The sequence below is a fragment of the Nocardia sp. NPDC056000 genome, assembly GCF_042269265.1.
Lineage (GTDB): Bacteria > Actinomycetota > Actinomycetes > Mycobacteriales > Mycobacteriaceae > Nocardia.
Window position 1 is genome coordinate 246,850 of sequence record NZ_JBHJXS010000012.1, and the last position, 19,349, is coordinate 266,198.

Sequence of the window (19,349 nt, forward strand, 5' to 3'; positions counted from 1 at the left end):
TATGGCCAGATTCCTGCTCCGGCGGCTCGCCCTGCTGTTCGCGACCATGTTCGCGGCGAGCATCGCCATCTACGGTGCGCTGTATCTCGCACCGGGAGACCCGATTTCGGTGCTGACCGGCGGCCGCCAGATCACCCCGGAAGCGCGCGCGATTCTGGAGGAGCGCTACCGACTGAACGAGCCACTGCCGCAGCGGTATTGGCATTGGCTCGGCTCGGCGCTGCACGGCGACTTCGGATATTCCACCACCAGCCGCCAGGATGTCGGAACGCTCATCGCGCAGCGTGCGCCCACCAGTATCGAACTGGTGGGGTACGCCTCGCTCATCGTGATCGTGGCGGGCATCGGGATCGGTATCGTGAGCGCGCTCAAACCGGGCATCGTCGACACCATTGCATTGCTGGTCACCACGGTGCTCGCGGCGCTGCCGTCGTTCGTGGCGGCGCTGCTGTTGATCAGCGTGTTCGCCGTCAATCTGGGCTGGTTCCCGGCCCTGGGCGACGGGCACGGCTTCTCCGATCAGCTGTGGCATCTCACCCTGCCCGCGATAGCGTTGGCCAGTTCCTCACTCGCACTGGTGGCCCGGGTGACCCGGGCCTCGGTGCGGGCCGAGGCGAAAAGCGAACGGGTGCAGACCGCGATCAGCCGGGGCATTCCGCGCGGTGCGATCCTGCGCAGGCATGTGCTGCACAACGCCTCCATCCCCATCATGACCGTGACGGGATTGACCATCGCCACCCTGATCGTGCTGGTCTCCATTGTCGAGGAGGCGTTCAGCCTCAACGGTCTGGGGTCGGCCCTGGTCAAAGCCGCCGCCAGCAAGGATTTCGCCGTGGTGCAGGCGATCTCACTGCTCATGGTGGCCGGATTCGTCATCATCAACGCCCTGGTCGATCTGCTGTTCGCGCGGCTCGATCCGCGCGTGGCGCTCGGAACGGCGGCGAGCTGATGACCCTCACCCTGACCCGCCCGGGCAGCACCCTGCTGCGCAAGTTCTCGGGCATCGGCTGGCTCGGCTACGCGAGCGCGGTGGTGATCATCCTGGCCGCGGTGGTGGCGGTCTTCGGACCGCTGCTCGCGCCCTATCCGGCCAATCAGAGCAATCTCACCAATGCCTTCATCGGTCCCGGCGGGGGACATCTGCTCGGCTTCGATTCCCAAGGGCGCGACCTGTTCTCGCGTGTGCTGGTCGGTGCGCGCTCCTCCATGCTGGGCGCGCTCATCGTCATCGCGCTGGCCATGCTGGCCGGGACCGTGCTGGCGATCGTGGCCAGCTGGCGGCACGGCTGGGTCGACAATGTCATCTCCTCGGGTTCGGATCTGGTGTTCGCGTTCCCGGGACTGCTGCTCGCGGTCCTGGTCGCGGCCATCGCCGGGCCGAGCCAATGGTCCGCGGCCATCGCGCTGGCCGTGGCGTACACGCCGTACGTGGTGCGAATCGTGCGCGCCGCGGCACTGCGCGAACGATCGCTGCCATATATCGAAGCCCTCGAAGTACAAGGGTGTTCGGCCTGGACCATCTGCGTACGCCATATCGCCCCGAATATCGCCGCCCTGCTGGTCGCGCAGTCCACCATCCTGTTCGGCTGGGCGGCACTGGATCTGGCCGCCATCTCCTTCCTCGGCCTGGGCGTACAACCGCCGCAGGCGGATTGGGGCGTCATGGCCTCGGAGGGCAAAACCGGTGTGCTTCAAGGCTATCCGGCCGAGTCATTGGTCTCGGGCACCGTGCTGGTGCTGGTGGTGGTGGCCTTCAACATCCTGGGCGAGCGCCTCAATGACCGGTATACCAAGGAGCCGCGATGAACTCAGCCGACCCGCTGCTCACCGTGCGTGAGCTCGGCGTGACCCTGTCCGCACAGGGCGAACAGCGCACCGTACTGCGCGATATCTCCTTCACCATCGAACGCGGGGAGGCGCTCGGCCTCGTCGGTGAATCCGGTGCGGGAAAATCCATGACCGCCAAGGCCGTCGCGCGCCTGCTCCCCGATCGCGCGGTGGCCACGGGCGCGATCCGGCTCGGCGAACACGAACTGCTCGCACTGCGCGGGGAACCGCTGCGCCGGGCGCGCGCGGATATGGCGGTGATCTTCCAGGATCCGCGCATCGCCATCAATCCGGTGCGCCGGATCGGGGATTTCCTCACCGAACAGCTGCGTTCGGTGGCCCGGGTGGATCGGCGCACCGCGACCCGGCAGGCGCAGGAAGTCCTTACCGCCGTTGGCATTACCGATACCGCCCGCCGTATGCGGCAGTATCCCGGTGATCTGTCCGGCGGCATGCTGCAACGCGTCATGATCGCCGCGGCCCTGCTCGGCAAGCCGAAATTGATTCTCGCCGATGAACCCACCACGGCCCTGGATGTCACCACCCAATCCGAGGTCATGGCGATTCTCAATGAGCTGCGCCGGGATTCGGGCGTCGCCCTGCTGTTCATCACGCACGACCTCGATCTGGCGGCGGCGGTATGCGATCGGACCGCGGTCATGTACGCCGGTCAGATCGTGGAAACGCAGACATCGCAACGGCTGCACCATGATCCGCTGCATCCCTACACCGCGGCGCTGGCTCGGGCGCGGCCCGATCTGGAGCATCCCAGTGCCCGGCTGGCCGTCATCCCCGGACAGCCCATCGGGGCGTGGCAGGCCGATCTCAATTGTGGTTTCTCGCACCGCTGCCCGCATCGGCAAGACGATTGCACCGCATCCGGCCCGATCGCACTGCACACCGAGCCGACCGGATCGGTGCGCTGCCTGCACAGCACGGAATTGCGGCTCGACCTGAAGAGGACCCCGGCATGACGAAATCCGTTCTGAGCGTGCGCAATCTGACCAAACAGTTCGGCACGTTCACCGCCGTCGACGATGTCAGTTTCGAATTGGCCGCCGGATCGTCGCTCGGCATCGTCGGCGAATCCGGATCCGGGAAGACGACGGTCGCGCGCATGGTGATTGGCCTGGAACACCCCAGTTCCGGCAGTATCAGCTGCTGCGGCAACGATCGCTCACAGCCGTCTCGCTCCACTCGCGCCCGGCGCAAACGCGCCGGTGAAGCCCAAATCGTGTTCCAGGACCCGTATTCCAGCCTCGACCCGCGGCATACCGTCCGGCAGGCGCTCACCGAAGCGGTCGCACTGCACCGGTCCGGTACGCCCGCGACCGTGCGGGCGCGGGTGGAGGAACTCGCCGACATGGTCGCACTCGATGAACGACTGCTGGCCTCGCTGCCCGCGCAACTGTCCGGCGGACAGCGTCAGCGGGTCGCCATCGCGCGGGCGCTCGGGGCGAACCCCCGCGTGCTGGTGCTGGACGAGGCGGTCGCCGCGCTCGATGTGTCGATCCAGGCGCAGGTATTGAATCTGCTCGCGGATGTCCGTGCGGCGACCGGCATCTCGTACGTCTTCATCACCCATGACCTGGCGGTGGTGCGACAGGTGACCGAGTACAGCCTGGTGATGGCGCAGGGGCGGGTGGTGGAACAGGGGCCGACCGAGGAACTGCTCGGCAGTCCCCAGCACCCGTACACCCGCGCCCTTCTCGACAGCGTTCCGCGCCCGGGATGGATACCGAGTCGCCGTACCCCCGCACTGGTCACCGGATGAGGGTCGTGGTTCAGTCCGCGGGCCGTCCGGGCAGATCGTGTGTGGAGCAATGGATTCCACCGCCGCCCGCCGCGATGATATCGATGCGGACCGGCACGATATCGCGCTGCGGGAAATGCTCCTGGAGGATGTCCCGGGCGCGCCGGTCCGCCTTGCGATCACCGAATTCGGGGAGGAAGACCGCGTCATTGGCGATATAGAAATTGGCGTAGGTGGTGACCATATCGTCGTCCGCACCGGTGATCTTGTAGGGATCGGGCTGCGGCAGATCGATGATCTGCAACGGCCGCCCCATCGCATCGGTGGAATTGCTCAGCACCATGCGTGCCTGATCCGCCGCCCGCGACCAGGAGTCGGCGGGTGTGCCGGGAAACGCGTTGTCCAGCAGCACAACTCCGGGCGCGACGAAACGCACCAGACTGTCCACGTGCGCATCGGTGATGTCCTCGCCGTACACCCCGGCCAGCCAGATGACCTTGGTGACGCCGAGGGTCTGCTTCAGTTCGAATTCGATCCGGTCCCGGTCCTTCCCGGGATTGCGATTGGCATTGAACACCGAACTCTCGGTGACCAGCAGTGTGCCCTGTCCGTCGGTCTCGAACGAGCCGCCCTCGGCGATCAGCGGGGCCTGTTCACCGCGAATCTGGAATTGGTACAGCAGGTTCCGTGCGACGAACGCGTCGTTGTCGTGGACCTGCTTATTGCCCCAGCCGTTGAAATTGAAGTCGACGCCGATCACGATGCCCTGCTGTTCGACGAAGACCGGCACGGTATCGCGCGCCCACAGATCGTCCACCGGCAGCGGCACCACCTCGACATGCCGTCCGCACGCACGCTGTGCGGCATCGGCCTGATCCGGGCGCGCCAGCATCACCACGTATTCGTAGTCGGCGATGGCCCGCGCCACCCGCGCGATATCGTCCCGGATATAACGCAGATCGCGTTTCCAGACCGACTCCAGTGCGGGCCAGGACATGAAGGTGCGGTTATGGCTTTCCCATTCCGCGCCGAGCCGGCGGCCGGTGGGGGACTGGTCGAACATGGGGTCTCCTCTTGCTGGTTGACCAAATATTCAGTCAAGATCGTACGGTAGGCTGTACTGTCGTCCGAGTTCAGAACAGTGGAGAGAGAGCATGTCTCGTCGTCGCACCGAGATAATGGAGGCCGCGGTCCGGGTCGTGGCCCAGCGTGGCATTCGCGGCCTGCGGGTGGAGGAACTCGCCAAGGAGGCCGGGGTCTCGACCGCCCTGATCTACTACCACTTCCAGGACCGCGCCGGATTGGTCTCCAGCACGCTCGACTTCGTCACCGCGCGCGCCGAGCAGTACACCGATGTGGCGGCCGATCCGGAAACCGATCCCCGCGGCCATCTCAGCGAAGCGCTGCTGCGCGAATTGCAGGACTCCTCGGTCGTGGTCGAGAACAGCAGCGCCTGGGGCGAATTGCGGGCCTCGGCGGTCTTCCAGCCCGAACTCCGCGACCAATTGCGCGCCGCCTCGGCCCGCTGGACCGATTTCAACAGCGAACTCATTCGCCGCGCCCAGGCGCAGGGCACCATCGGCCCGGAGGTGGCCGCCGACGACGCCGCCGAACGCCTCACCGCACTGGTCGAAGGGCTCAGCATGCGCTGGCTCAGCGGCACCCTGGAATTGGAGCAGGCCCGCAAACTGCTGCGCGGCGCACTGCTCGCCGAACTCGGCGAATAGGTGCGAAACATCGTGCCGGTGAACGGTTTTCACGCCGACTCCAGCGGTCCGTGCCGATCCAGATGCAGGTACGTGTAGCAGGTCACCAGCAGGCAGACCCCGGCGGCGGTGATGAGCATGGCCCAGCCCGCGACCAGCAGGCTGAGCAAGCCGCCGGTGAGCGCGCCGGTCGCGAACGCCGCGAACAGCAGGAAATAGCCGAGCCAATCGGCGCAGGAGCCGCCGCTGAGATGGCGTTCGATGCCCTGTGCGAGTTTGACCAGTGTGCCGGTGACATAGCTCAGCGGCACCGACACCTCACCGTTCTTCACGAACGAGGTATTGAGCGCGCCGACGCCGAACGCCACGAACAGGATCGGGACGAAATCGATGGTGGCGATATCGGCGGCGGCGTAGCTGATCGCGTCGATGCCCGCCGCGGCCGCCAGGCTCAGCGTGGTGATCAGGGTCGGTCCGTGCGGATGTCCGGACCAGAAGCGGCGGCGGCACCAGGATGCGACGACCACGCCGGTCAGGAATGACGTCAGCAATAGCGCTGCGGCGGCGGCCATCTCACCCTGTTCGTCGAACCAGCCGAGTACCGCGCGTTCGGTATTGCCGGTCATGAAGGTGACGAAGTAGCCGGAGGTATGCGTGAAGGCGGCCGCGCCGATCAGTCCGGCCAGCGCCGCAAGCACCCATGACAATCTCGCCTCATTGTCGAATAGTGCCCGTATGCCTCGGGGGTCGGTGGTGGTCACGATCTCTCCTGGTCAAATTGGGTTCCGTGGATACCCAATGGTGGAATCTGACTGAAATTTAGATCAGATTCCATGAGGTTTTCGTGAGCCCGGCGGGTGGGATTCCTCATGCCCGCGCGCGGTAGCTGAACAGCAACTAGGCTTGTTACCGTCTGAGCTGACCAAAATGTTAGTCAGGTGATTCGACCTGGATAGGGGCAAAGATGGCTGAGTTCTCGCGCCGGACGATGTTTCGTTCGAGCGCTCTCGCGGTAGTCGGCGGCGCGGCGCTACTGGCCTGTTCGCCCGAGGACGGCGGACTGCTGTCCTCCGGTTCGGCCACGCCGTCCGGGCCGGGCGGGGCGTGGCGAATGCCCGCCGAATCAGCCAGGCACGCGCGCACTTTCATGTCCTGGCCACCGCTGGACTCGGTGTGGAAGGGGCAGGACGGTCCGGCGGTCCAGGATGACATCGCCGGAATTGCCCGTGCCATCGCCGAATTCGAGCCGGTGACGCTGCTCGCCGAACCCGCCGAGGCCGATGCCGCCCAGCAGGCGTGCGGGTCCGGGGTCGAGGTGATCCCGATCGCCACCGACGATCTGTGGATTCGGGATACCGGGCCGACCTTCGTACTCGGTGCGGGCGGGCTGGCCGGGGTCGATCTGCACTTCAACGGGTGGGGCAATAAACAGCAGCATCGGCGCGACGCCGCGGTCGCGGGCACGCTGTTGAACCGGCTCGGGCTGCCGCGCGTGGACGCGCCGATCGTCGGTGAGGGCGGTTCCATCGAGATCGACGGTGAGGGCACGCTGATGGCCACCGAGAGCTCGCTGGTCAACTCCAATCGCAATCCCGGCAAATCCCGCAACGACATCGAGCGCGCACTGAAAGATCTGTTCGGCGTGTCGAAGGTCATCTGGGTCAAAGGTGTTGCCGGACAGGACATCACCGACTATCACATCGATTCGCTGGCGCGCTTCGCCGATCCGGGCGTGGTGATCATGTCGCAGCCGCCCGAAGGCGATGACGTGTGGGTGCGGGCCTACGATCAGGCGTTCGAGGTGCTGCGCAACGAGACCGACGCCAAGGGCCGCAAACTCGAGATCGTGCAGCTGCCCGAGCCGGATCCCGGCAATCTCGGCGATCGCGGGGATTCGTTCCTCAGCTCGTACGTGAACTTCTATGTCGCCAATAACGCGGTCATCATGCCGCGCTTCGGCGATCGCGCGGCCGATGATCACGCCAAGGGCATCGTGGCCGATCTACACCCCGGCCGCACCGTCGTTCAGGTCGAGATCAATACGGTCGCCGAGGGCGGCGGCGGCATTCACTGCGCCACCCAGCAGCAGCCCGCGGTGTAGCTCAGAACAATCGGAAGCCCGCACCTGCGCCGCCGTGCGCATTGATATCGGCCAGCACATGGCCGATACCGGTGGCCAGGTCGGGCTCGTGCACCGGATTCGCGGGATTGGCGCAGGAGGGCAGGCGCAGATTCACGCTGCCCAGATTGATGGGCTGACCGGAGACGATCATGCCGACCAATTGGTCACCGACCAGCACCGGTGAACCGGAATCGCCGTAGTCCGCGCAGACGTGGCTGCTGAATCCCTCGGCCATGGTCTCCCAGACCGGGCCGCAGGTGAATCCGGTGGTGCGGCCGTTCTTGCAGACCATTTGCAGCGGTCCGGGTGGTGCGCCGATTCCGGCGACCGTACTCGCGGTGATTTGGCGGACCGGTATTACTTTGGCCGGATCGAATTCGATGACCGCCCAATCCCACCAGTAATCGAGTTCGGCCAGTCGGCCGATATAACCGGTGCCGATCGAATTCTCGGCGAGCACCTGGGCGCCGACCTCACCGCAATGCCCGGCGGTAATTCCCACCAGGCGATTGGCGGCGTCGAAGCCGATCGCGGTCAGCGTGCACAGCGAGAACTCATCGGGTTCGCTGGTGCCGATCGCGATACCCGAACCCGGACCGAGCACCGCCGGTCCGGCCGCGTTCGCCGTGCCCGAGGGCGTCAGCGCGAGGCCGAAAACCACTGTGGCAGTGACCGATCCGATATACGTGCAGATCTTGCCCAGGGATGCCATGCCGAACCTCTCGCGGGGAGGGACAACAGCAGAAACGCCCGCTCGCGCGGACTGGAACCGGGTGGATCTGGAGAGCGTTTGGTGCGAATCGGCCCGGAGTCGATCGGGGCCGAATAAAACATACCATTCAGGATTTTTTATCTGGAATGTCCCCTTTGTTGAGACTGTGACAGGCTGCCCCGACCCGGGGTGAGCGGTACCGTGACCGGGTGACTGCGCAGGGGAAACGGTTTCTGGAGGAAGTCGCGGAGCTCTCGCTGCCGCGACGCGCGTCGGCCATTGCCCGGGAGGCCCGCCGATTGGCCGGAACCCCGGAACTCGATCGGATGCTCACCGAGCTGTCCGGCGGGGACCGGTATGAACAATTGACCGCCATCCAGCTGGCCCTGATCGCGGGACATCGGAATCATCTACTCGGGCAATTGGATTCTCCGGACCCGGAATGCGCCGTGCGCGCGCTCACCGCGGTCGTCCGGCTCGGCGTCCCGTCCGAGGTGGTGGTGCGAGTACTGCCCGGACTGTCACAGCGCGCACGCCGTGCCCTGGTCCGGGCATTGAGCCGGGGCGAGCGCACGGCACTCGCCGATGCGCTGCTGCCGCCGACGCGATCCGCCTTCGGCGATATCGAGGCCGCACGACTACTGCCGTACTGCTCACCCGCGCTGGTGGCCGAGATGCTGCCGGAGCTGGCGTACGCGGTGCCGAGCTGGTCGGCGCTGTGCCGCACGCGCATCGGGGTCGTCCTGGACTACGTGGCAGAGCGCGCGCCCGCGGCCGGTCGGGATGAATGGCGGGAACTGTGGCCCCAGCTCACCGCGAGCGTGACCACGGCGGCGCTGTACGACCCGGATCGGCTGCTCGCGCTGGCCGCGCTCGCGGTCGATCATGTCTCCGTCGCGGCGCTGCATCCGCTGGCGGGCAGGCTGGCCCGGCACGATGCGGCGGCCATGCGCCGACTGCTGTTGCACCCCAGCGGAAATGGGCGCGGACTGGCCGGACCGGCGCTGTGGCAGGCCATGCGGGGAAGCTCCGATGCCGAACTGGGGGAGTTGTACCTGGCCTGCGCACCCGGTCAGCGGTATCGGTTCCTGCGGACGCTGCCGCCGTCCCGGCGCGCGGCCGTCGCGACCCCGGCTCTCATGCGCGCCGGTCTGAATCCGGGGGATGTCGATTTGCACACCCTCGACGCCCTGCCCGGTGCGGTGCGCGTCGCCCTCGCTCGGGAGCTGCTGGCCCGGCCGGGCGGCTCCGATGTGCCGGAGGTCGCCGAGCGCCTGTCCGCCCGGCTGCCCTGGGCCGAGGCGAAACCCGTACTGGCCGAAGCTATTCGGCGACCCACCGCGCAGGAGCGCGCCACCGCCTACCCGCTGCTGGTGACCGCTGCCGTCGGTAGCCGCGACAGTACCGTGATCGGTGAGGTCTTCGAGCTGCTGCGGCGACTGCGCAATGAACAGGAACCGGTGCGCCGCAGCGCTTTACAGGCCGTCCGCGCCATTCCCATGTCATTGCTCGCGCCGGAGCAGCTCCCGGCGCTCGAACAGGTGGCCACCGATGCCATGCAGGCGCGGGATCGCTCCTACTTCACCTCGGGCGCGATCGGGGAGCTGGCGCGGACGCTGTTGAAACGCGGTGCGCAAACCGGGGAGGTTTCCTATTCCGATGCGGCACTGCGTATTTCGGCCACTCTCGCCGAGACGTCGACGCAGCTGAACCTGTACGGATTGCGCGACAATCTGCCGCGCGGAGCGGAGCGGCGACTGTTCGAGGCGCTGCGCCCGCGACTGGAAGCCGATGCCGCGCGCGACCGGTGGCAGCTGACCCTGGCACTGGCGACCGGCCTGGAGCGCCGCTCGTTCGCGGTACCGGGGCTGCAGGATCTGGTGCTGCGCGCGTGCGGGGCATCCGACGATTCGACCGTGCGTGCCGCGGCCCGATTGGCGCTGACCGATCCCGTTCGGCGCGATACGAATCTCGACGATATGCTGCGCCGCGATCGCTCGCTCATCATCGTGCCGGAGGTGGCCGAATTCATTGCCCGGCGCCGCACCGATTTGCTCGACGGACTGCTGCGCAAGGCTCCCACCGGGCGGTTTCTGTCCTCGAAGATTCACTACGTGCCCATGTTCCACGCGGGATTCGACAACTGGACGACCGCGCACATCGACCGCTACGCCGGGCTGCTGGACGCCTATGCGCACTCACCGAAAGCATCGGCCGGTGAGCGTGCGAACGCTATCCGCCAATTGGGTCGGCTGCCGGGGACTTTCGCGCGCGTGCTGCCGTACACCGAGTCCGAGGACATCATCGTGGCCGAGGCCGGACTCACCGCGCTGGGCCGGTGCACCGAACCCGAGCAGGCCATCGCGGTGCTGGCCCGGCATGTGGGCGATGATCGTGCGCGGGTCGCGGTGAGCTCCATCGCCACCCTGGCCCGCCTGGTGCCGCGTCCGCGACTCGGCGAAACCCTTGCGCCCCTGCTCGATTCGCCCAAGATCACCTCGGTGAAGGAGGGGGTGAGACTGCTCGCCACCCTGCGCGCACCCGACGCCGCCGCGATCATTCGCGAAGTGAGCGCTCGGCCGGGCGTACACCGGGATATCCGGCGCGCCACCGTCTTCGCCGCCGCCCGGCTGCTGGACAGCGACGCGTCCTGGCAGTTGCTGGCCGAGGCCGCTACCGACCCGGAGGTGGCGGGCGCGGTTCTCGATATCTCGCCGTCGCTGCTGCCGGTCCCGCAGCGCCTTCGATTCGCCGCCTTCCTCCGCGATCTGGCGGCCGGACCCGATCACCGCGTCGCCGGCCAAGCACTGGGCGCTCTGACCCGCTGGTATCGCTGGTCGCCGCTCGACACCCGGGACGTCCTGGTCGCCCGCCTGACGGACCTGTCCGAAATCGGCCTCTGGACCGCCGCCATGCGCGCCCTGCTCGCCGACGCGGCCGGAACAGGTCACCCCTCGGCGATCGTGACCGCCGTGGAACAGCTCCTCGCGCACACCGCCGATACCTTCCCCGACCGCGATCTCCCTGCCCGCCAACGACTCTCGACCCTGCTGCACTGGCTCACCCCGGTCCTGCGCAACGATGACCACGCCCGCCCCCTGGCCGACCGCGTCACCGCCCTGCTCACCCCCGACCCGCTCTGGCACGAACAGGCGATCGACCTGACCGTCGCCGCCCTGCGCTGGACCGAACCCGACCGAACAATCGCGGCCGTGGAAGCTCTGTCCCCCTTGGCAACCGGCGCCCTGACCACCTACCCGGCCCGCAGCCTGTCGGCCCGCCTCGGCGCACTCCCCGACGAAATCCCCACCGCCACCTGGCAACACATCGCCACCACCCTGGCGGCCTCCCCAACCGCACCCACCGCCCTGGCAGCGGTCGACCTGATCGCCAAGTGCGGCACCAAGTTCGGCTGGACCCCACCCTGGTCCACCCTCCTGGCGTCCCTGCGCACCCACCCCGCCGCAGACGTCCGCCGCGCCGCCCACAACACCTTCACCGCGCACGAGTAGGTCCACCACGAGCAAACCCGCGCAGCCGATCGGGCACAACCTGCCCGCTATACATCCGCGCGAGCGAGAGACTCGGCCTCCATCGCGGCGATGAAGTCGGCGATATCCGACCCGTAGATACCCCAGCTGTTCACACCGCCGAGCTCGACAAGCCGCAGGACGCCGTCGGGGTCGACGCCGACATCGACGGTGACCATGGTGCTGCCCTGCGCCAGCATTCGCGCCGCCGCGGTCTCCGCGAACGCCCGGACATGGTCGGGGACAGGGAGATACGGCTCGGCCGGATAGGAGCTGCCGCAGACGAAACGGCCATTGCGACAGAAGCAGCGGTATTCGCGGTCGAAGGTCACGACCTCGGATACCACGACGAGCTCATCGCGGTGCCGATCGTAAATGCGTAGCCAGTCACCCAACTCGGCGATCGTGTGCACACCCGCCGGAAACAGCTTGTAATTCGTATCGCTGCGCAGGAATACCCGATCGCCGTCGAACATGCGCCGAAGCGGTAGGTCGGGAACCGCCGCGAACGGTACGAGGAAGGCGGTGCGGCCGAGAAGGTCGTACACGTGCCGGTAGTAGGACGAACAACGCAGCGCCGCATAGTCATCGAACACCGCTTCGCCGAGCCGGGGTGCTCGGCGGAGCCGCGTCATCGTCGCCATCGTCCCGTACCCGACCAGCGCGCGACCCTCTCGAATCTCAGGCCACCGTCCCATCATCGCTTCGTGCGGTTCGACGATCAGCGCATCGCCGAGCGCCGCCGCGACGACGGCCGAGCCGGGGAAGTCCTCGTGGAGATCGATGAGCCATTGCGGTCGCATGTAGCGATGCTATTCGGGTGTCTCCCGCGATGAGATTATCGATGCCCCAAGGCAATCCCGGTTCGGTCGAGTGTCGCCGGGTGCTAGCCGCCCAGGGTGCAGTTGCCGTCGCTGGACCAGTAGCAGGTGTTGTGGCCGCTGGCGGGGAAGCCGACCACCTGGAGGTTCGGGTTGGAGTGGCCGAAGCCGGTGCCGTTGAGCTGGAGGTAGAAGCCGGATGCGCCGCTGCGGCCGCCGGTGCCCCAGAGGTAGCCCTGGTTGTTGCCGGGGCCGGTGCCCTGGTAGATGACGAAGTTGCCGTCACCCTGCATGATGCCGAAAACCTGGGAGTGGCCGGAGGTTCCGGAACACCAGACGCCGCCCTGGTTATTGCTCGGGCCGGTGCCACGGTAGACGCAGAAGTTCCCGTCGCCCTGCAGGATCGCGAACGCCCGAGAGCCGCTCTGCGGCAGGGTCGTCAGGTAATCGCCCTGGGCCAGTATCTGATTCGTGTCGAGTACCGCGCCTCTCGCGCCGGCACTGGCCTGGCCGGTATTCAGGGATACCATTGCGGCGACCGACATGGCAACGGCGGCAATGTATTTCGCGAGCTTCATGCGCACTCTCCAAAAGCGAGCCGGACCCTATCGACCCGGTCTGGCGAGGAGGCTACAGCAGGATCGATCCCCGACACCGACCTTTCGGAATGAAACATTCCAAGTTCACTCGGGTTGCAATCGTTGTCGGTGCGCGCTCCTACAGTGGTCCCCGTGCCTGATGTGGAAGTGCGCGGCAAAGTGATTGCCGCCGAAGGGTTACCGGATGTGCGGTGGCGTTCGAAACCGGCTCGACCAGCGTTCGTGAAGTGATTCGGCGCGCGGTGCGTGCCACTCGGCGGGTCGACGCGGTGCACACCGCCGAGGTGCGCTGTGATGTGCCCGGATACTTCGGTGGCGGGTACGGGCGACTACGGTTCGGACGCGTGCGCAGCCACGCGAGCCGCGATGCTGGCCGCGCTGATCGGTGCACTGGGCATCGATCGGGTGACCGTGGACGGCAACGTCGCCGTCGTGCGTGGCTCGCGCGCCACCTACCGGGTGCATCTCACCAGCGGCAGTATTCATGTGCAGCCGGGCGGATATCTGTGCGTCGTCCCCGCCGGGTTCGGGCAGCGGCGGCACGACCGCCTCTTCCTGCCGTTCGCCGACGAGGACGCCATGACCAGCGTGATCCTGAGCAAGGTATTGCTACTCGCTGAGGACGAAAAGATCAGTGACCCTTCGATTCTGACTCAGCTGGACCGGCTGGCCGCTCGATGAACGCCCGCTGTCAGGGGGCCTGGTGCCAGCTGTCGCCAGCCGGGCCCTGGATCTTGTAGGGGATCGACTTCTTGGTGCCGTAGAAGTCCGTCGCGGACAGGCTGGAGCCGAATTCCTTCTTGAGCTTCTTGGCGAACTCGAAAGAGTTGCAGGTGGACATATAGATATCGCCGGTATAGCTGACGGGGATGATCTGGGCGATGATCTTGGCCAGGGTTGTCGCATCGATCGACAGGGTCGGCCCCTCATCGCCGATGACTTTCTTGTTGCCGTGCGCGGTGATGAAGAGGTTCTCCTTCTTCTCCAGCCGGATCCCGCCCGGCCAGAGCTTGGGAACGTAGGCGTAGGCGATGCCGAGCTCATCGCTCATATCCTTGTAGCCGTCATCGAGCACATCGATGTCTTTGGCTATGAAGACCAGAATCATAGGAATTCGTTTCTTTGGGAATGAAAGCATCCACCCCAGCGGAATATATTGTGTCCGTTACGCTTTCGTTCGATTCGGAATTCGAGCGTAGCACCGTGATTGCCGAGATCACGAGACTTTTCGGACAGTCGACCAGTCGGTTTGCGCCTAATCGGGCATACGTCCAGCAAGTGGCGCAGGTCACAGTTTGGTAGCGGTTCGCCTCAATTACCGCAAACCCTTTCCAGGTTCTTTAAAGAGTCTTTACGATTACGCCGTTCTGCCTAGCGTCGTGCTGTCACAGCCTCGCCCGTCGCTCGCTCTCGATGCCAGTACATGTTGACCGATGAACCGGGCGGCTCCCGCCGTACCGGCGAAGGAGAAATATGTCCACCGACACCGAACAGCCTCCCCGGACGTCGCTCCCCGGCCTCGCCGAGTTGGTACGCCATGATCTACCAGCCTCTCTGGTGGTGTTCCTGGTCTCGCTACCGCTTTCCATCGGCATCGCCGTCGCCGCCGGAGCACCGGTCGCCGCAGGTCTCATCGCCGCGGTAGTGGGAGGGGTGGTAGCCGGACTCATCGGCGGCTCCACACTGCAGGTCAGCGGCCCGACCGCCAGCCTCACCGTGGTGGTCGCCGAATCGATCAACCAATTCGGCTGGGCCGCCACCTGTTTCATCACCGTGCTGGCCGGACTGCTGCAAATAGTCTTCGGACTCAGCCGCATCGCACGCGGTGCGCTGGCCATCGCGCCGGTCGTCGTGCACGCCATGCTCGCGGGTATCGGCGTGGTCATCGCGCTACAGCAGGTGCATGTGCTGCTGGGCGGCAATTCGCTCAGTTCCTCCTGGGACAGCCTGGTGGGATTGCCGCAGGAACTGCGCTCGGTGCACGGCGGCGACCTCGCGGTCGGCCTGCTCGTCATCGTGATCCTGGTGGGCTGGAAGCGATTACCCGCGCAACTGCGCGTGGTGCCCGCTCCGCTGGTCGCGGTGGTCGCGGCCACCGGGCTGGCCTTCCTGCTGCCCACCCGCGTCGAGCACATCGTGCTCAACAGCTCACTGCTGGACGAACTTCGGCTGCCGCAGGTGCCGCACGGCAGTTGGGGAGCGGTCGCGCTGATGGCCGTGACCATCGCCCTCATCGCCAGCGTGGAAACCCTGCTCTCGGCCGTGGCGGTGGACCGCATCCGCCAGAACTCCGCGCGCCGAACCGATTTGGATCGCGAACTGATCGGCCAGGGCGCGGCCAATATGGTGTCCGGCATGATCGGCGGCCTGCCGGTGGCGGCGGTCATCGTGCGCAGCATCACCAATGTGAAGGCGGGCGCGCGCGGCAAAGCCTCGACCATGCTGTGCGGCTTATGGATTCTGCTGTTCTCGGTCGCGCTGGTCGGGGTGGTGCGCCAGATTCCCAAGGCGGCGCTGGCCGGACTGCTCATCGTGGTCGGTATTCAGCTCATCAAGCTCGCGCATATCCGGCGCGCCCAGCGCACCGGCGATCTGGTGGTCTACGCCGCCACCATCATCGTGGTGGTGTTCTGGAATCTATTGCTGGGCATGGTGGTCGGGCTCGCGCTGGCGTTCGCGCTGCTGCTGTGGCGGGTGGTCCGGATCGCGGTGCACACCACCCAGGTCGACAGCACCCGCTGGCTGGTCACCGTGGACGGCACCTTCACCTTCCTGGCGGTGCCCAAGCTGACCGCCGAACTGGCCAAGGTGCCCACCGGTGCGGACGTCACCCTGGAGATGAGCGTCGACTTCCTCGATCACGCCGCCTACGACGCGGTGCAGGAATGGGTGCAGGAGCATCGATCCGAGGGTGGCACAGTGCAATTCGTGGAGGTGGGCAGCGTCCGCATGGCCGGCGCGACCGATGGTCCGCCCGCGCGCGGACATTCGCGGCACACCCTCAACGAGGTGCTGGGCCCGTGGCGGCGCACCGGGGCCGAGGTCGATCCCATCGTCGCCGGGGTCGCGGCCTACAACCGCAGTCACGCGCATGTGATGCGCCCGCACCTGGGTGTGCTGGCCGATGGGCAGGAACCGGACTCGCTCTTCGTCACCTGTGCGGATTCGCGCGTGGTGCCGAATGTGATCACCAATAGCGGTCCGGGCGATCTGTTCACCGTCCGCAATATCGGCAATCTGATTCCGGCCGATCGGCGGGACGCGTCCATGGAGGCCGCGCTCATCTACGCACTCGACAAATTGGATGTGCGTTCGGTGGTGGTGTGCGGACATTCGAGTTGCGGCGCCATGGAGGCGCTGTATTCGGAAGCGGTGACCGGATCGGATCTGGATGGCTGGCTCGCCAATGCCCGTCCGAGTCTGGTGCGATACCGGCTCGGGCATCCGGTCGCGGTGGCCGCCGCGGCCGCCGGATTCGGGCCGGTGGATCAGCTCGGCATGGTGAATGTGGCCGTGCAGTTGGAAACCCTGTACGCGCATCCGGTGGTTCGCCGCGGGGTGATCGAGCGGGGTGTGGTGCTCTCGGGTCTGTTCTTCGATATCGCCTCCGCCCGCGTGGTGGAGGTCACGGTGGACGGAATCGCGGAGATCGGGGATCGCAGAGTGGCCGACATCCATGCGGGCGGTCTCCTGCAAACCGTCGGCGCTGGTCGATCGGCATAGGCGGACAAGCTCCGGGCGTGAATCCGAAAGGGTTCACGCCCGTTTTACATTATGGCCTCGGTTTTCTCAGCTTTTACTAAGTCTTTACTTCTAATCTTGCTACAGCTCGTCCGGTGAGTCTGTGGCCAACGCTGTCCACAGCATCAATTCGATGCCCACAGAACATGTTCGACGCTTTCGGATCGATTCGATCCGGAGAAGGAGCCGAGATGTCTACCGACACCGATTCACCGCCAGGTAGAGCGGACCGCTGGTCCAGCACGCTCCTGCGCCACGATCTACCCGCGTCCATTGTGGTCTTTCTGGTCGCACTACCGCTATCTCTCGGCATCGCCGTCGCCTCCGGCGCCCCGATCGCCGCCGGTCTCATCGCCGCAGTGGTCGGCGGCGTGGTGGTCGGCCTGGTCGGCGGATCCGTCTTGCAGGTGAGCGGCCCCGCCGCCGGTCTCACCGTGGTGGTCGCCGAGACCATCAACCAATTCGGCTGGAAGGTCGCGTGTTTCATCACCGTCGCGGCCGGACTCCTGCAGATCCTGTTCGGACTCAGCCGCATTGCCCGCGCCGCGCTGGCCATCGCACCCGTGGTGGTGCACGCCATGCTCGCCGGCATCGGCGTGACCATCGCGCTGCAACAGCTGCATGTGCTGCTCGGAGGGGCGTCGCACAGCACCGCGTGGAAGAACCTGGTCGAACTTCCCAATGAACTGCTGAACCTGCACGGCGACGATTTCTTCATCGGCGCCGTGGTCATCGCGATCATGCTGACCTGGAAGTACGTGCCCGGGAAACTGCGCGCGCTGCCCGGACCGCTGGTCGCCATCGTCATCGCCACCGGGCTGTCCATGGTGGTGCCCGGCAATGTGGAACGAATCGTGTTGAGCGGCTCGCTGTTCGACGCCATCGGACTGCCGGAGATGCCGTCCGGCGGCTGGGGCGCGGTCGCGCTGGCCGCGTTGACCATCGCGCTCATCGCCAGTGTGGAATCGCTGCTGTCCGCGGTCGCCGTGGACAAGATGCATACCGGTCCGCGCACCAATTTCGACCGCGAGCTGATGGCGCAGGGTGCTGCCAATATGACCTCCGGCCTGCTCGGCGGTCTGCCGGTCACCGGTGTCATCGTGCGCAGTGCCACCAATGTGCAGGCCGGTGCGCGCAGTCGCGCCTCGGCGTTCCTGCACGGCATCTGGATTCTGGTGTTCTCCGTCGCGCTCGTCGGGGTGGTGCAGCAGATTCCGAAGTCGGCGCTGGCCGGTCTGCTCATCGTGATCGGCATCCAGCTGGTGAAGCTGGCCCATATCCGCCTGGCCCGGCGCACCGGAGACCTGCTGGTCTACGTGGTGACCGTGCTCGCGGTGGTCTTCCTGAACCTGCTCGAGGGCGTGCTCATCGGACTGCTGCTGGCATTCGCGCTGCTGCTGTGGCGGGTGGTCCGGGTGAACGTCTCGGCCGATCCGGTGATCGGCACCGATCGCTGGATGGTCAGCATCGACGGCACCTGCACCTTCCTGGCGCTGCCGAAGCTCTCGGCGCAGCTGGCGAAGGTGCCCGAGGGCTCCACCGTGCTGGTGGAGATGAGCGTCGACTTCCTCGACCACGCCGCCTACGAGGCCATTCACGACTGGGCCTCGCAGCATGAGAACACCGGCGGCCGAGTGGAATTCGTGGAACTCGGCTCCGCGCCGATGGCCGACGCGCTCACCGGTCCGCCGGTGCGCGGACGGTCCAAGGGGCTGCTCGACGAGGTGCTGCGGCCATGGCGCGAGGGTGAGGGCAATCCCATCACCACCGGCGTCCGGGCCTTCCACCGCCGCAACGCGCACGTGGTTCGCCCGCACCTGGACGAACTGCGCGACGGACAGAATCCGCACTCGCTCTTCCTGACCTGTGCCGATTCCCGCGTCGTGCCGAACCTGATCACCAATACCGGTCCGGGTGACCTGTTCACCATCCGCAATGTCGGAAACCTGGTGCCGCCCAACGGCAGGGACTCCTCGGTCGAAGCCGCGCTGTCCTTCGCACTGGAGGAGCTGGAAGTGGATCACGTTGTGGTGTGCGGACATTCGTCCTGCGGTGCGATGAAGGCGTTGCTGGGCGGGATCCCGGAAGGTCCGGGCCTAGGTGACTGGCTCGCCAATGCCGGTTCCAGCGTGGATCGCTGGCATCGCGGCCATTCGGTCGGCCAGGCCGCCGCGGCCGCGGGCTTCGGCCCCGCCGATCAGCTGGCCATGGTGAATGTGGCGGTGCAGCTCGAGACGCTGCGCAACCATCCGGTGGTCCGAGATGCCATGCTGCGCCGCGGTGTCGCCGTCTCGGGGCTGTTCTTCGACATCGGCACCGCCCGGGTCATCCAGATCACCGCCAACGGCCTATCGGAGATCAGCGACCCCGACCTATCGGTCCTGGCCGCGTCCTCGATGAGCTGATCTGACACCCGCACTGTCGGGGGCCCCCCCGAACCCCGGCGCCCACACACCTTTTAGGGGGTTGGGGGCCCCAAACGGCCGAAAAAAAGCCGAGTTGGGTAGCGTACCAACCCCAGAAAGGGGTAATGAGGGT

The 19,349-nt window shown here is 66.4% G+C and carries 16 protein-coding genes; 10 read left to right on the top strand and 6 right to left on the bottom strand.

Features of this window, described 5'->3' with window-relative positions:
• Position 1: 1 nt before the first annotated feature.
• From ACFC4D_RS32735 to ACFC4D_RS32750, 4 genes are read left to right on the top strand one after another with little or no spacing between them, the layout of a single operon-like run.
• A complete protein-coding gene (locus ACFC4D_RS32735) occupies positions 2 to 949 on the top strand; it encodes an ABC transporter permease (RefSeq protein ID WP_364632136.1) in 948 nt (315 codons plus the stop codon).
• Positions 949 to 1,806, top strand: coding sequence for an ABC transporter permease (locus ACFC4D_RS32740; protein WP_376068952.1), 858 nt, complete (start codon positions 949 to 951; stop codon positions 1,804 to 1,806). The genes ACFC4D_RS32735 and ACFC4D_RS32740 overlap by 1 nt, the downstream gene beginning before the upstream one ends.
• Positions 1,803 to 2,801: an ABC transporter ATP-binding protein gene (locus tag ACFC4D_RS32745; RefSeq protein ID WP_375953715.1), complete on the top strand. Its 999-nt coding sequence runs from the start codon at positions 1,803 to 1,805 to the stop codon at positions 2,799 to 2,801. The genes ACFC4D_RS32740 and ACFC4D_RS32745 overlap by 4 nt, the downstream gene beginning before the upstream one ends.
• Positions 2,798 to 3,601, top strand: coding sequence for an ABC transporter ATP-binding protein (locus ACFC4D_RS32750; protein WP_376068954.1), 804 nt, complete (start codon positions 2,798 to 2,800; stop codon positions 3,599 to 3,601). Before ACFC4D_RS32745 ends, ACFC4D_RS32750 begins: the two co-directional genes overlap by 4 nt.
• A gap of 10 nt (positions 3,602 to 3,611) precedes the next feature.
• Here ACFC4D_RS32750 and ACFC4D_RS32755 read toward each other — a convergent pair whose 3' ends face one another.
• Positions 3,612 to 4,643, bottom strand: a complete 1,032-nt coding sequence (locus ACFC4D_RS32755; protein WP_376068956.1) for an agmatine deiminase family protein — start codon at positions 4,641 to 4,643, stop codon at positions 3,612 to 3,614.
• Between the two features lie 91 nt (positions 4,644 to 4,734).
• Here ACFC4D_RS32755 and ACFC4D_RS32760 point away from each other — a divergent pair, with 91 nt between their 5' ends.
• Complete coding sequence (locus ACFC4D_RS32760) at positions 4,735 to 5,307, top strand: TetR family transcriptional regulator (RefSeq protein WP_364632151.1); 573 nt, start codon at positions 4,735 to 4,737, stop codon at positions 5,305 to 5,307.
• Between the two features lie 29 nt (positions 5,308 to 5,336).
• Here the strand turns inward: ACFC4D_RS32760 and ACFC4D_RS32765 are convergent, their stop codons facing one another.
• On the bottom strand, positions 5,337 to 6,047 hold the full coding sequence (locus ACFC4D_RS32765) for a YoaK family protein (RefSeq protein WP_376068958.1): 711 nt from the start codon (positions 6,045 to 6,047) through the stop codon (positions 5,337 to 5,339).
• A 203-nt stretch (positions 6,048 to 6,250) separates the two neighbouring features.
• Between ACFC4D_RS32765 and ACFC4D_RS32770 the strand changes: the two genes are divergently transcribed.
• Complete coding sequence (locus tag ACFC4D_RS32770; RefSeq protein ID WP_375953705.1) at positions 6,251 to 7,387, top strand: agmatine deiminase family protein; 1,137 nt, start codon at positions 6,251 to 6,253, stop codon at positions 7,385 to 7,387.
• 1 nt (position 7,388) lies between these two features.
• On the opposite strand, the gene ACFC4D_RS32775 is transcribed toward ACFC4D_RS32770, so the two are convergent.
• Positions 7,389 to 8,120 carry a peptidase S1 gene (locus ACFC4D_RS32775; RefSeq protein ID WP_376068959.1) on the bottom strand — a complete coding sequence of 244 codons (732 nt, stop codon included), beginning with the start codon at positions 8,118 to 8,120 and terminating at the stop codon, positions 7,389 to 7,391.
• 209 nt (positions 8,121 to 8,329) lie between these two features.
• Between ACFC4D_RS32775 and ACFC4D_RS32780 the strand changes: the two genes are divergently transcribed.
• Positions 8,330 to 11,632 carry a hypothetical protein gene (locus ACFC4D_RS32780; protein ID WP_376068961.1) on the top strand — a complete coding sequence of 1,101 codons (3,303 nt, stop codon included), beginning with the start codon at positions 8,330 to 8,332 and terminating at the stop codon, positions 11,630 to 11,632.
• A 47-nt stretch (positions 11,633 to 11,679) separates the two neighbouring features.
• Here ACFC4D_RS32780 and ACFC4D_RS32785 read toward each other — a convergent pair whose 3' ends face one another.
• Both ACFC4D_RS32785 and ACFC4D_RS32790 read right to left on the bottom strand, forming a co-directional pair.
• A complete protein-coding gene (locus ACFC4D_RS32785; protein WP_376068963.1) occupies positions 11,680 to 12,453 on the bottom strand; it encodes an ATP-grasp domain-containing protein in 774 nt (257 codons plus the stop codon).
• An 83-nt stretch (positions 12,454 to 12,536) separates the two neighbouring features.
• Positions 12,537 to 13,049, bottom strand: coding sequence for a hypothetical protein (locus ACFC4D_RS32790; RefSeq protein WP_375953698.1), 513 nt, complete (start codon positions 13,047 to 13,049; stop codon positions 12,537 to 12,539).
• A gap of 315 nt (positions 13,050 to 13,364) precedes the next feature.
• Between ACFC4D_RS32790 and ACFC4D_RS32795 the strand changes: the two genes are divergently transcribed.
• Entirely contained in the window at positions 13,365 to 13,751 is a 387-nt protein-coding gene (locus ACFC4D_RS32795; protein WP_376068965.1) for a hypothetical protein, read from the top strand.
• Positions 13,752 to 13,761: 10 nt separating this feature from the next.
• On the opposite strand, the gene ACFC4D_RS32800 is transcribed toward ACFC4D_RS32795, so the two are convergent.
• Entirely contained in the window at positions 13,762 to 14,178 is a 417-nt protein-coding gene (locus ACFC4D_RS32800) for a hypothetical protein (protein ID WP_375953694.1), read from the bottom strand.
• Positions 14,179 to 14,543: 365 nt separating this feature from the next.
• Here ACFC4D_RS32800 and ACFC4D_RS32805 point away from each other — a divergent pair, with 365 nt between their 5' ends.
• Together ACFC4D_RS32805 and ACFC4D_RS32810 are read left to right on the top strand one after the other, a co-directional pair.
• Entirely contained in the window at positions 14,544 to 16,793 is a 2,250-nt protein-coding gene (locus ACFC4D_RS32805) for a SulP family inorganic anion transporter (protein WP_376068966.1), read from the top strand.
• 209 nt (positions 16,794 to 17,002) lie between these two features.
• The gene (locus tag ACFC4D_RS32810) at positions 17,003 to 19,216 is read left to right on the top strand and encodes a SulP family inorganic anion transporter (protein ID WP_376068967.1); all 2,214 of its coding nucleotides are present in this window, start codon (positions 17,003 to 17,005) and stop codon (positions 19,214 to 19,216) included.
• Positions 19,217 to 19,349: the final 133 nt, after the last annotated feature.